Origin of the sequence: Pontibacter amylolyticus, from assembly GCF_014638845.1 — a bacterium.
GTDB lineage: Bacteria > Bacteroidota > Bacteroidia > Cytophagales > Hymenobacteraceae > Pontibacter > Pontibacter amylolyticus.
The window spans coordinates 434026-447386 of the sequence record NZ_BMFP01000005.1 but is presented as its reverse complement, the minus strand read 5'-3'; the positions used below and the strand labels follow the sequence as shown (position 1 = coordinate 447386).

Annotated in this window: 10 protein-coding genes; 5 read left to right on the top strand and 5 right to left on the bottom strand. The window is 52.4% G+C overall.

Annotation, left to right across the window (positions count from 1 at the left end; all coding sequences use genetic code 11):
* Positions 1-69: 69 nt before the first annotated feature.
* Both IEV97_RS14850 and IEV97_RS14845 read left to right on the top strand, forming a co-directional pair.
* Positions 70-474 carry a hypothetical protein gene (locus IEV97_RS14850; RefSeq protein WP_188502259.1) on the top strand — a complete coding sequence of 135 codons (405 nt, stop codon included), beginning with the start codon at positions 70-72 and terminating at the stop codon, positions 472-474.
* A gap of 448 nt (positions 475-922) precedes the next feature.
* Positions 923-1318, top strand: coding sequence for a GtrA family protein (locus IEV97_RS14845; RefSeq protein ID WP_188502258.1), 396 nt, complete (start codon positions 923-925; stop codon positions 1316-1318).
* Here IEV97_RS14845 and IEV97_RS14840 read toward each other — a convergent pair whose 3' ends face one another.
* Entirely contained in the window at positions 1319-2938 is a 1620-nt protein-coding gene (locus tag IEV97_RS14840; protein ID WP_188502257.1) for a glycosyltransferase family 39 protein, read from the bottom strand.
* Positions 2939-3024: 86 nt separating this feature from the next.
* Here IEV97_RS14840 and IEV97_RS14835 point away from each other — a divergent pair, with 86 nt between their 5' ends.
* Together IEV97_RS14835 and aspS are read left to right on the top strand one after the other, a co-directional pair.
* Positions 3025-3933: a glycerophosphodiester phosphodiesterase gene (locus tag IEV97_RS14835; RefSeq protein WP_188502256.1), complete on the top strand. Its 909-nt coding sequence runs from the start codon at positions 3025-3027 to the stop codon at positions 3931-3933.
* 253 nt (positions 3934-4186) lie between these two features.
* A complete protein-coding gene (gene aspS, locus IEV97_RS14830; RefSeq protein ID WP_188502255.1) occupies positions 4187-5944 on the top strand; it encodes an aspartate--tRNA ligase in 1758 nt (585 codons plus the stop codon).
* A 714-nt stretch (positions 5945-6658) separates the two neighbouring features.
* Here the strand turns inward: aspS and IEV97_RS14825 are convergent.
* The 4 genes from IEV97_RS14825 to nuoK are packed head-to-tail and all read right to left on the bottom strand — an operon-like array spanning position 6659 to position 11889.
* Positions 6659-8050 (bottom strand): NADH-quinone oxidoreductase subunit N, encoded by a 1392-nt coding sequence (locus tag IEV97_RS14825; protein WP_188502254.1) that lies wholly within the window; start codon positions 8048-8050, stop codon positions 6659-6661.
* 28 nt (positions 8051-8078) lie between these two features.
* Positions 8079-9539, bottom strand: coding sequence for a complex I subunit 4 family protein (locus IEV97_RS14820; RefSeq protein ID WP_188502253.1), 1461 nt, complete (start codon positions 9537-9539; stop codon positions 8079-8081).
* Positions 9540-9551: 12 nt separating this feature from the next.
* Positions 9552-11513: an NADH-quinone oxidoreductase subunit L gene (gene nuoL / locus IEV97_RS14815; RefSeq protein ID WP_229733964.1), complete on the bottom strand. Its 1962-nt coding sequence runs from the start codon at positions 11511-11513 to the stop codon at positions 9552-9554.
* Between the two features lie 46 nt (positions 11514-11559).
* Positions 11560-11889 carry an NADH-quinone oxidoreductase subunit NuoK gene (nuoK, locus tag IEV97_RS14810; RefSeq protein WP_188502252.1) on the bottom strand — a complete coding sequence of 110 codons (330 nt, stop codon included), beginning with the start codon at positions 11887-11889 and terminating at the stop codon, positions 11560-11562.
* A 439-nt stretch (positions 11890-12328) separates the two neighbouring features.
* On the opposite strand from nuoK, the gene IEV97_RS14805 reads away from it, so the two are divergent.
* Complete coding sequence (locus IEV97_RS14805; protein ID WP_188502251.1) at positions 12329-13267, top strand: DUF6929 family protein; 939 nt, start codon at positions 12329-12331, stop codon at positions 13265-13267.
* Positions 13268-13361 lie beyond the last annotated feature (94 nt).

Below are 13361 nucleotides of genomic sequence, written 5' to 3'. Positions count from 1 at the left end.
AAGTAACAGCTGGACGCAACCGTATAATTCCAGCTGCCTGAAATTAAGTGCCATCTCAACGTAAAAGCTATGTTAGGAAACATCATCAACAGTGTAAAAGGGCAACTGACCGGCGAGATGCAAGACAAGTTCAAGCTAGACCCGCAGCAGGCCAACCAGTCAGTACACCTGGCCCGGAACCATGTGGAGGAGGGGCTGAAAAAAGGGGCCTCGGGTGGAGGTGCCGGCGGCATCATGAACCTGCTAAAAGGCCAGAAAGCGCCGCAGAATAGCCCAGCCATGAGCACTACGATCCAAAAACACCTGGGTGACTTGACCTCCAAAGCAGGTATACCGGAGTCAGTGGCGCAGCAGGCTGCTGAAACAAAAGAAGCCATACCTAGCAGGTATGGCTTCTCTTTGGTTGTGTTGTTGTGCTTTTTGGTTGCATTTGGCAACTTACTTACATCTCACCTTAAACAAGTATGCCTATAATTGCCGGAGCGGGGAGCTCCTGGCAATGTCTTTAAATTGATATTCAGAGTTATAGCGCGTGGCTTCGCATGGTTAACTTCCTAACCAAACCTTACGCTAAAAAGTTTACAGTAGCTTAAAGAAATGCGGTAGCGAATTAGCAGCCCACCGGATAGGTAACTTTGCACTGCCTTCGTGATGGTAGCGCAAAGATAACATAAATTTTCATTAGAGGCCTGATCAGTTACCAGGAGGGCGGTTTCCCCGACCGAAGTGCAGCAGAAATTTACCCATGCCCTACGAAATAAGGCATTGGGACGGATATTTCAAAATATACTATACAAATCACCCTTTTTACTCGACCAACCCAGTAGTTGTCTCAACAGAATAGATTTGTCACTATCTGCTAATTGCTTAATTTTGTATGCTATTTTGCAAGTTAAATCAGTTGTAGACCCCAACTGCCGGCATGTCCGAAGGTATAAGTGCGCTCTTTCTTAAATTCCTGAAGTTTGGTCTGGTAGGCTTTACAGGGCTCATCATTGATTTTGGTGTTACTTTTCTGGCCAAGGAAAGGCTGCGCTGGAACAAGTATGTGGCCAACAGCCTCGGCTTTATACTGGCCAGCATCAACAACTACATCCTCAACCGCCTCTGGACCTTCCACAGCCGCGACCCCGAAATAGGCTGGCAGTTTTCCAAGTTCCTGCTGGTGGCCGTGGCCGGACTGATCCTCAACAACCTGATCATCTACCTGCTCACCGAAAAAGGGAAGCTCAACTTCTACTTCTCTAAATTCATCGCCATCGTGCTGGTGTTTATCTGGAACTTCCTGCTCAACTACCTCTATACCTTTACCCGCTAGTTACTGGCCCAGGATGCGGTAGATACGCACACGCTCGTCCTTGTGCACGCGAGGGTTGAGAAAGTGCAGCACCCGGTCGTAGAGCGAAGGTGTGATAGTCGTTTCCAGCTCCAGCGCAGGGTAGAGGCTATGGATGCGCTGCATGCGCTCTTCCATGTCTTTCTGGCCTACCACCACCACATAGTCGGGTTGGTAAGGGTATAGGCTGAGCTCCGTTTGCAGGCTGTCCAGCGACTTTTCTCCGTTCAGGCTGTAGGTCATCGCAAAATCCTTTGGAAGCGTCTTGCCGGTCTTATACGCGTCCCAGTCGCGCTTTTCGTTGAAGTGGTACTCATGAAACTCGGCTGCCAGGCGATTCAGGTAATAGAGCGGCGGCTGCTTCATAGACGAATTGCCAAACTCGAGCAAGACAGCGTCCATGTCCTGCTTCTCCGACAGGTATACGAGCGGGGCAATGCGGCTCTTTTTGGTGTAGGTAAAGGACATGGCCACGGCCACCACAATGTTGAGGATCCAGAAGAAGGCCCAACTGGCGGCTAGTAGCTTTTTACGGCCCTGCCAGAATTTAGAAGTACGCACGAAGTCCTGCCAGCCGATGACGCCCAAAATCATAATGAGCGGGAAGAGCGGCAGAATGAAGCGCTCCTGCTTGTTCGGGAACAGGGAGTGCACCACAAAGAACAGCAGCCCGCCCCAGAAGAGCATCGGTGCCAACCTGGCCGTGCGGCTGTAGCCCAGCAGCAGGTATACGCTAATGGGCGGCACCATAAAGCCCAGTATGGTCAGCAGGAAACGGTACACCGGTCCGGTGCTGTAATTGTAGGCATTGTCGGCGTTGTAGAAGAAATAAGTAATGACCGAGTGAAAAGGGTAATCGAAGAAGATCAGGTCGATCGTGCCCTGAACAAGCGTTGCCATCAGCAGGAAGCCCAGCACCAGCCAGGCGGTCTCTTTCCACTGGCGGCGGTATAGCAGCACCAGGCCTGCGCCTACCGCAAAAAGGACCGTGTGGTAACGCAGCACAAAGGCCAGCGCAAACAGTGCCCCCGCCCACAGGAAGTGCAGGCTCTTTTTGCGGTCATCCTGCTTCAGCATAAAATAGAAAGCGGCCAGGTATGGCGGGATGCACACCATCTCAACCAGGTTACGCACACTCATAAAAGGCATAAACCACATCAGTGCCAGCATCAACCCCACAATGCGGGCATTGGCCTGGTTGGAAAGCCGCTCCGTGATCTTATAGCCATAGTACACGATCAGCAGTGAGTACAGCCCGTGCAACACTCGCACCATGGTCATTTTGGTATCCGGATTCGTAATGCCCACACTCTCCATCAGGTAAAACAACCCGTAGTGTATACCTGCATAGAACATGCTGTGGCGCGGCGGCAACGGCTCGTGCAGCCACGAAGGCAGGCCATAGAGCCAATGCTGCGCAATCGTGATCACGTCGAAGTGATCGTCGTGAAACGCAAAGCCCTTCGAAAAGAAAGCGGCCACCATGCGAATGACAAACGCGATCAGCATGATGAGCGACAGCGGCACCATCAGCCGGTTATGGACGCCGACCTGATCAGCCGTGGCGAGCTTTTCGGAAGCAGTTTGAGGAGAGAAAGACATAAGGCAGTGTGCTAGAATATGGATTGGCCTATGATTTTTTAAGAAAATCCGTTCCAAAGTTACAGGATATACACTTAAGTTTGTGTATGAATTTGACTGAGCCGAAGCAAAAAGCATCCTTCCTGAACCGCAAAAGCACCACCTTGCTTATCCTGGTGTTAGGTATAGCAGCGCTCTCGTTGAGTGTGTACAACATGCTGCAACCCGAATCAGGCATTTACTCCCGCAACATTCTGGTGATGGGGCATGCCGGCTCCGGCTTTTTCTCTCCCTTAAACCCTTATAATCCCCTGCCTGCCAACAGCATGGCCTCCATCGTGCAGGCCATGGAAGAAGACGGCGCCGATGGGGTAGAGGTAGATGTACATGTGAGCCAGGACGGCGTGCCCATCCTCTACCATGACAATACGCTGGAGACGATGAGCGAAGGGACAGGCGTGATTGCAGAACTGCCGGCAGCAGAGGTGGTGGGGCTCAGGTATAAGGGCGGCCCGCTCTACGACCTGTTTCACGACGAGAAGATCATCACGATGGAGGCCATGCTGCAACGTTTCCAGACCTATCCGGAGTTGCCCTACCTGCACATCGACATCCGAAACCAGGACGCAACCCAAAATGCTTTCTATGCTAAATCAGTTCTGAATTTGCTTCGTAAATACAACTACCCTGTTGAGAAACTAGCCTTTATTTTTAATGACCCGGCCATACTGCATACGGTGCGCGAACTCGAACCGGAGGCTATGCTGATGCTGGACGCCGGCGAGGATTTCGACCTGACGGCAAAGCAGGCGCTCGACAACCAACTGCACGGTGTGACGGCTAATGGCAAGCACGTGAGCCGGGAGCAGCTGTTGCGCGCGCGCGCGCAGGGTTTGCAGGTGGTGCTGTTTGGAGGTAAATCGAAAGGAAGCATCGCTAAAATGCTGGAGATGGAGCCCGACGCCATACAGGTCAATAACGTGAAGCGCATGCGCGCGCTATTGGGCAGCGAATAGGGCTGAATTTAGCCTACCAACATCAGCAGCAACGCAAGCAGTATGACTGCCAGGGCAATGTTTCGGAAGGTGAACAAACTACGGTTCATGACAATGATTCTTGTTACAGGCAATTTCAGTTACAGGTATAATAACGTAATTAGGTAAACCTGAGATTAGCCTTGCAAGATTATCCCTCCTCTGGCCTTGTTTTTCGAGGCATGGCAGTGAAACAATTATTACTTTTGCACTATATCATAACAAAACGACATTTATGCTCCGGACACATACTTGCGGCGAACTAAGATTAGACAATGTAGGCGAAGAGGTTATACTGACAGGCTGGGTGCAACGCCTGCGCGACAAGGGCGGCATGCTCTGGATCGACCTGCGCGACCGCTACGGCATTACGCAGCTTACATTTGAAGACGGTGTCACGTCGGCCCACCTTTTTGAGGCCGCCCGTGGGCTCGGCCGCGAGTACGTGATCAGGGTGGTAGGCAAAGTGATCGAGCGCTACTCCAAAAACGACAAGATCCCGACCGGCGACATCGAGATTCATGCCACTAAAATAGAAGTGCTCAACGCCGCCAAGTTGCCTCCGTTCATGATCGAGGATGAGACAGACGGCGGCGACGACCTGCGCATGAAGTACCGCTACCTCGACCTGCGCCGCACCCCTGTGCGCCGCAACCTCGAGCTGCGCCACCAGATGATGCGCGCCGTGCGCTCATACCTGGACGAGCATTATTTCATTGAAGTAGAAACGCCGGTGCTGATCAAGTCAACGCCGGAAGGAGCCCGCGACTTTGTGGTGCCAAGCCGCATGAACCCAGGCGAGTTCTACGCCCTGCCGCAGTCGCCACAGACCTTCAAGCAATTGCTGATGGTGTCGGGCTTCGACAAGTACTACCAGATCGTGAAGTGTTTCCGCGACGAGGACCTGCGTGCCGACCGTCAGCCGGAATTCACCCAGATTGACTGCGAACTTTCCTTCGTGACCCAGGAGGATATCCTGAACACGTTTGAAGGTCTGATCCGCCACTTGTTCCTGAAAGTGAAAGGCGTACACATCGAAAAACTGCCGCGCATGACGTATGCCGATGCCATGAAATTCTACGGCTCCGACAAGCCGGATACCCGCTTCGACATGCGTTTCGTGGAGCTCAATCCGATTGTGAAGAACAAAGGCTTCAAGGTATTCGATGATGCTGAACTGGTAGTAGGTATAAACGCCAAAGGCGCTGCCAGCTATACCCGCAAGCAACTCGACGAACTGACCGATTTCGTGAAGCGCCCGCAGATCGGAGCGACTGGTTTGGTATACGCCCGTGTGCAGGAGGACGGTACCGTGAAGTCATCAGTTGATAAATTCTATACCCTGGAAGACCTGCAGGGATGGGCCACGGCCTTCAATGCTGAGCCTGGCGATTTGCTGTTGGTGCTGGCTGGCGGCAAAGACAAAACCCGCAAAGCCCTCAACGAGCTTCGACTAGAGATAGGCGAGCGTATGGGACTGCGTGACAAAAACGTGTTCTCACCGCTGTGGGTAGTAGACTTCCCGCTATTGGAGTGGGACGAGGACAGCAACCGTTACCATGCCATGCACCACCCGTTCACGTCGCCGAAGCCGGAAGACCTCGAACTAATTGATGACCGTCCGGGCGACATCCGCGCCAATGCCTATGACATGGTGATCAACGGGGTGGAAGTAGGAGGAGGCTCTATCCGTATCCACGACCGCCGTCTGCAGGAGCAGATGTTCCGCCTGCTGGGCTTCTCCAACGACGAGGCCAAAGCGCAGTTCGGCTTCCTGATGGACGCCTTTGAGTATGGGGCGCCTCCACACGGTGGCATCGCCTTCGGCTTCGACCGTCTGTGCTCGCTCTTCGGCGGCTCCGACTCCATCCGCGACTACATCGCCTTCCCGAAAAACAACTCAGGCCGCGATGTGATGATCGATGCACCAGCGCCGATTGCAAACACGCAGCTGGATGAGTTGCATATCAAAATGAAGCACCTGCCGTCGTAAGGTATAGGTATACAGAAATAAGGAAAGGCTGTCCGTAAGGGCAGCCTTTTTTTGTCTGAATCAGGATTTACAGGATTTAGGGATTGACAGGATTTTCGTGCATGATTGTCTTCCCCCTGCCTGCTTGAAAGGGGGACTCTGCCTTCTCTGTCTGTCATACTGAAAGGATCTTGGTGGAAGGGAGGTTAGGCAGTCACTACAACCCACCCCTGCCCCTCCCGAGAGGGGAATCTCTGCCATTGCTAGTTCAAGGTATAGGCCTCGTAGTAACAGCAGTTTCTGTGCAGTACCGGGTCCAACCACCCCTAACCCCTCCTTGTCTAAGGCGGGGAGTTTTTGTAACTACTACTTCTCAGGTATAGGCTTCGTTGTTCAAATCACAGTACACACCACTGGCAGGTTTAGCAAGACTAACTTGCCCCGGGAGCTATGAAGCAAACAGCCTTAGCCGGGTGCACTTTTCGGCGCTCCACTGTTCGAGCGTTCAGCGAGTTTGGAGCGTCTTGATTTTTTTGCTTACTGGGGGTAGGGGCCCTCTTTCTTTTCATCAAGGAAAAAAGTGAGGCCCGCCCGGCCAGGGCAAGCTACAGGGCAAAGCAGGTTGCTATACCTATAAGCGCTGCTACGCCGGTTAGGTATGGAAATTAGTATAGGTAAAAACAAAAAAGCGGCTGCCCTTCTCAGAGCAGCCGCTTCCATATCATCAGCTATACCTTACAGCACATCACTCAACAGCGCAGGCGCTATACCTAGCAGAATCGTCAGGGCAGTAATGATGATCAGCATGACATTGATAAAGCTCGTAGACTTAATCGGGGTATGGCCTTCTGCAACAGGGTGCAGGTACATGGCAATCACCACACGGAAGTAGTAGTAGATACCCACGGCAGCCAGAATCACCGCTACCACAATCAGCCACATCATATTGGGTTGCTCGATCAGGGCAGAGAACACAAAGAACTTACCGAAGAAACCAGCCGTCAGCGGTATACCTGCCAGCGACAGCATCGCCACTGTTACCGAGAAAGCCAACAGTGGGTTTGTCTTGCCGAGGCCGTTGAAGGCTTCGTAGTTCTCGCTCTGACGCTGTCTTGATACAAGCTGCAGCACACCGAAAGCGGCGATAGAAGCAGTGGAGTAGGCGAACGAGTAGAACAAGATGGATGAACGGGATAGCTCATTGAATGCAAGCAGCGTCATCAGCAGGTAGCCTGCGTGCGATATACTGGAGTAAGCCAGCATACGCTTCATGCTTTGCTGTACCACCGCGCCTACGTTACCGATCAGGAGCGACAGCACGATAATGGCTACCAGCGTTGGCATCCAGCCTGGGTAAGAAGCTGCAAAGGCAGCGTCCATCAGCTTGTAGAAAGCTGCTACACCAGCCGTTTTTACGACGGTTGACATATAGGCCGTCCAGACCGTTGGGGTACCCTCGTACACGTCAGGCGTCCAGAAATGGAAAGGAGCGGCGGAAACTTTGAAAGAGATACCGATGATGATGATTAGCACACCCAGCATGAACATCACGTTGTTCACGCCACCTGTGCCCATGGCTTCCGCTGAGCCGGCAATCTCCGCAATGTTGAAAGTACCTGTCGCGCCGTATACCATCACGATGCCGAACAGCATCACACCCGTGAAGAAAGAACCCATCAGGAAGTATTTCAAGGCAGCCTCCGAGGAGCGCAGACTCCTTTTGTCGCTGCCTGCCAGCACGTACATGGCAATCGAGAGGATCTCTATACCTATGAACAGCATCAGCATATTGTTGTAGCTCACCATCATGATGGCGCCTACCAGCGAGAACAGGATCAGGGCGTAGAGTTCGCCGATGTTTTCGTCGTTGCGGGTGATGTAGTGCTGCGTGAAGGGCAGAATCAGGAGCGTCGAAAGCACCATGATACCCGTGAAAGCCACCGCAAAATTGTCGATGGTGATCATGTTGTCGAAGTAGCTCTTCGTGTCGTTCCAGTCAAGCAGGTTGATGCCGAACACGATCGCTAAAAACAGCAGCGACAGCGGCAACAGGATTCTTTTAGATTTCAGGAAACCTACGAAGAGGTTGATAATCCCAAATCCAGATAGAAGTATAATCGAAATCATGTCGTTTATTATCGTTTCTTTTTGCGGACTATCGGTTGATAATGCTCAGCAGCTGTCCAACCGCAGGCTCTGAAATGCTCAGGAATGTGTTCGGGAACAGACCGATCCAGAAGACCATGATCACCAGCGGGATCAACACAGCTTTCTCGTGGAAGGTCAGGTCAGCGAAGCCTTCGGTGGCCTCTGACTTGGTGCCGAACATCACACCCTGGAACATGCGCAGCATGTAGACCGCCGCCAGAATAATGGTCATACCCGCCACAGCGCCGAAGATGTAGTTGTACTGGAACACACCCGACAGCAGCAGGAACTCACCGATGAAGCCGTTTGTAAGTGGAAGCGCTATAGAACCCATCAACAGAATCAGGAACACGATCGAAAGCGCTGGCGTCGTCTGGGTGATACCGCCCAGGTTGGAGATCTCTCTTGTGTTAGTTCTGCGGAAGATGATGTCGATGATGAAGAACAGGCCTACTACGTTTATACCGTGGCTCAGCATCTGAATCATGCCGCCCTGCAGACCTTGCTCGTTCAGGGTGAAGATACCCGCCGAGATCAAACCAACGTGTGCGATAGAAGAGTAAGCGATCAGGCGCTTCAGGTCGTGCTGGCGGATGGCGATGACAGAACCGTAGATGATACCGATGATAGAAAGTACCAGCACCGTGTCAGCCCACTGACTAACGCCCAGCGGCACCACTGGCAGCAACCAGCGAATGACACCGTAGATACCCATTTTCAGCATGATACCGGCCAGCAACATCGTCGCTTGGGTAGGAGATTCGGTATACGTGTCCGGCTGCCAGGTATGGAAAGGGAACACCGGCATTTTAATGGCGAAGGCTAGGAACAGGAACCAGAAGATCCAGCTCTGCGTCGCGCTGTCCATCGTCAACTGGTAGAAGGCGTTCACGTTAGAAGAGTGCGCTGCCAGCTCCGTGCCAGCCGTCTGGAAGTATAGGTATACGAAGGCAGCCAGCATGAAGAGCGAACCGAAAATCGTATACACAAAGAACTTGAACGTAACCGGTATTCTGCGTGCTCCGCCCCAGATGGCTGCGATGAAGTAGATCGGAATCAGGGCCACTTCCCAGAAGAAGTAGAACAGGAAAGCGTCCATTGCCACGAACACCCCGATCAGACCCGTCTGCATGAACAGCACCAGCGCGTAGAACACGTGCGGGTTCTTGTAGTCGTGTTTAAAAGAGGAAAGCACGATAAGCGGCACCAGGAAGGTCGTCAGGAGCACCATCAGTAGGCTGATGCCGTCCATGCCGATGCTGAATCCTATACCTGCGCGCTCCACCCACGGCACGTCGATGGCGAACTGTGTGGTGGCGTCCGGAACAAAGTTTACGGTTGCAAACAGGGCAATGGCAAACTCAACTAGCGTTGCTATAAAAGCCACTTTCTTGGCACCTTCGCCTTTTATCAGCAGCACCAGCAGGGCGGCTAGGGCAGGCCAGAAAAGTAATAGAGCTGTAATCATCTTCTTAGAACCTTAACCGATAAAGAAGTTTAAAAATAGAATCAGAACGATGCTGGCCACCATCACAAACACATAGAAGCCAGTTACGCCACTCTGTGTCTGGCGCAGCACGCGGCCGAAAGCCATCACCAGTTTGCCGAAGCCGTTGACAATTCCGTCTACTACGACCACGTCCACGAAGCGGTGCAGGGCAGTTGACAGCGCCATCACCGGGCGAACAAACACGGTATCGTAAATTTCGTCGATGTAGTATTTGTTATAGATCAGGTTGTGGATAGGAGACAGGCGCGTTCCTTCCGGAGCCGGTACTGTTTCTTTCTTCACATATAGCACATAGGCAATAGTGATTGCCACCAGCGAAACCACTACAGAAATTCCCATCAACATGTATTCCGTCGCGTGGTCGATGTGCGGCGCTTCCATGGCGGCACCGTTTGCACGGCGGGCCAGGTCATAAATAGGAGACAGGAAGTTGCCCAGGGTATGTGTGTCGCTGAACACAGCTGGCAGGCCGATAAAACCACCGATGGTGGAAAGGATAGCCAGCACGATCAGCGGAATGGTCATGGAAGAGGGCGACTCGTGCAGGTGCGAACGCTGCGCTTCCGTGCCGCGGAACTTGCCGAAGAAAGTCAAGAACAGGAGGCGGAACATGTAGAAAGCCGTCATGAACGAAGCTAACAAGCCTCCTACCCACATGAGCTTGTTGTGCTCGTATACGTGCGCCAGCAATTCGTCTTTCGAGAAGAAACCAGCGAACGGTGGTATACCTGAAATAGCCAGTGTACCGATCAGGAAGGTAATAAACGTAATCGGCAGCCACTTGCGCAGGCCACCCATGTTGCGGATATCCTGCTCGTTGCTCATCGCGTGGATCACAGAACCAGCACCCAGGAACAGCAGCGCTTTGAAGAACGCATGCGTGAGTACGTGGAAGATAGAAGAAGAGAAGGCCATCACACCCAGCGCCAGGAACATAAAGCCCAGCTGCGATACAGTAGAGTAAGCCAGTACTTTCTTGATGTCATTCTGCGCCAGGCCAATCGTAGCGGCCACCAGGGCAGTGATCAAGCCGATGATCGCCACAAACTCCATCGTAGTCGGGGCCAGCACATACAGCACGTTCGAGCGAAGCACCATGTAAATACCCGCCGTCACCATGGTGGCGGCGTGGATCAGGGCTGAAACCGGTGTAGGACCCGCCATCGCATCCGGTAGCCACGTAAAGAGTGGAATCTGCGCACTCTTACCCATCGCACCCACGAACAGGAGCATGGTAATGGCAATCATCACACCGCTGTCGGTCATGCCCGACATCTGCGAGGCAGACAGGAACACCTCCGGGAAGCTCACGCTGCCGAAGGTGATGAAGATCAGGAAGATAGCCAGCAGGAAGCCCAGGTCACCGATACGGTTCATGATGAAGGCTTTCTTGGCAGCGTTGTTATAGTTGTGGTTCTTGTTCCAGAAGCCGATCAGCAGGTAAGAGCAGAGGCCCACACCTTCCCAGCCCACGAACATCATCACGTAGTTAGAGCCCATCACCAGCACCAGCATCGAGAACATGAACAGGTTGAGGTAGGCGAAGAACTTGCCGTAGCCCTCGTCGTGGCTCATGTAGCCGGCAGAGTACACGTGGATCAGGAAACCGATGCCTGTCACCATCAAAAGCATCAGCAGCGTGAGCTGGTCGATCATGAAGGAGAAACCGATCTCCAGGCTGCCTACTGTGAACCAGTTGTAGAGGTCCACGATGTAAGGGCGGCTGCCGTTGGAGGTGAAGTCGATAAACAGGTATACCGAGATAAGGAACGAGGCCAGCACCGTGCCAGAGCCCAGCATCCCTACAAGGGCCTTGGGCAATTTGCGGTTGCCAAGTCCGTTAATCAGAAAGCCGATGAACGGCAGGAGCGGAACAAGCAAACACAGCAGCGCCATTTCCTGGTTGTTGAAGGGCATTACTACTTCTTGCATTTAGCGTATGATTTAGTTAAGCTATTCAGATTAATTGGGGGTGCGGCTACCACTTCAGGTAGTTCATCAGTTGCACATCCGTTGAGCGGATATTGCGGTAAATCATCACAATGATGGCCAGGCCAACTGTTACTTCTGCCGCTGCCACTGCCATGATGAAGAACACAAAGATTTGTCCGTTCGGGTCAGAGCGATAAGACGACAGCGCGACCATCAGGAGGTTCACGGCATTGAGCATCAGCTCTACGCACATGAAAATAACAATGGCGTTACGTCTGGTGAGAACCCCTATCACGCCAATGGCGAAAAGGGCCGTGCTGAAATAGAGGTAAAATTCTAGCGGGATGGTTCTGATTACATCAGGCATTTGGTTCATCGTCTGAGTGGCTGAACGTATTACTGGTAAATTACAATTCTGGAATCAAGTCGCAAAGTTATCCCCATTTTTGTAAAATCCATAACATATTTCTAATCTTCTTGGGGAGTTGCCATCAAATGTAGTCTTCCCAAAAGATTTATATTTTTAAAGCCGTCTGGTGCCCGGTGTTATGGCTTGTTCTATACCTTGCGCAGGCTTTTGCGTAGGTATAAATTCACTGGCTAAATTGGTTTTTGTAAACTTGTGTGGCTAAGGATGGATGCTCTCCCTGGGTGCGTTCTCAATAAAGCCGCTGCTGCTATACCTTATTTTGTGTTCAATTTCTATGAATCGAATTTTTGGTTTCCTATACCTTGCCCTGCTGTCTCTGCCGCTGCTCTCCTGCCAGCAGCCTTCTGCTCTCCTAAGCAGTGAGTCCGCTCTACCTGAACGCACTATGAAAGCCACCTTGACACAAACTTTGCACTATGACAATGTGCCTTCCGCCTCGGGCCTTGAGATGCTGGGAGACCACTACTATGTTGTAGGAGATGATTCGCCCTACCTCTACCGCCTGGATAAAAACTTTCGGTTGGGATCGCAGGAGGCTATTTTTGACACGGCGGGTTTTGGCAGTGGCCGGATTGCCAAAGATGAAAAAGTGGACCTGGAAGGTATGACCCTCCTGCAGTACCAGGGCAAGCCCTACCTGTTGATGATGGGTTCCGGCTCCGCGCCCGCCCGCCGCAAGGCCTACCTCTACAACATTTGCGGTGACGACATCTGCCGGGAAGGAGCGGGGATGCACAGTGCCCGAACGATTGACCTTGACAAACTCTACCAGCAACTCGAGCAGGAAGCCGATACCCTGGGCGGAAGTTTGCTCAACATTGAAGGCGTGGCGGCAGGGCACGGTAAGCTATACTTGTTGCAGCGCGCTATCGGCGCGGGCCAGAACGTGCTGATCTCTTACCGCCTGTCGGAGTTCATACCCTTTCTGTTGGGAGAAACCGGTGCTCAGTTGCCACAATCCGAGATAAGTTACTTCCGCCTGCCCGGCCTTAACCACCTGCAAGCCGGTTTCTCGGGCGCCTATGTGTACGATGACAAGCTGTTCTTCACCGCTTCCTTAGAAAATACCAGTGACGCCTACGCGGACGGCGAAGTGCTCGGCAGTTACATCGGCTATATCCCGTTCACGTGGGTCGGAAAGCAAGACACGCTACAGATTCCCACAACGCCTATTCTGCAAGCAGATGGTACTCCCTATACCGGCAAAGCAGAATCCCTGGTGGTACAGAAAAGGGAAGGGAAGGGCAGGTATAGGCTGGTGGTCGTGTCAGATGATGATATGGGCGGGTCGGAGTTGCTAGAGGTGCTGTTGAGTGTGGAGTAGTTTCTTGCTCCAGTAACTTTAATGTCAGTTTATTACCTATATCTAGCGTAGCTACTGCTGTTGCATTTATAGCAAATGATATTGTTCTATAGCA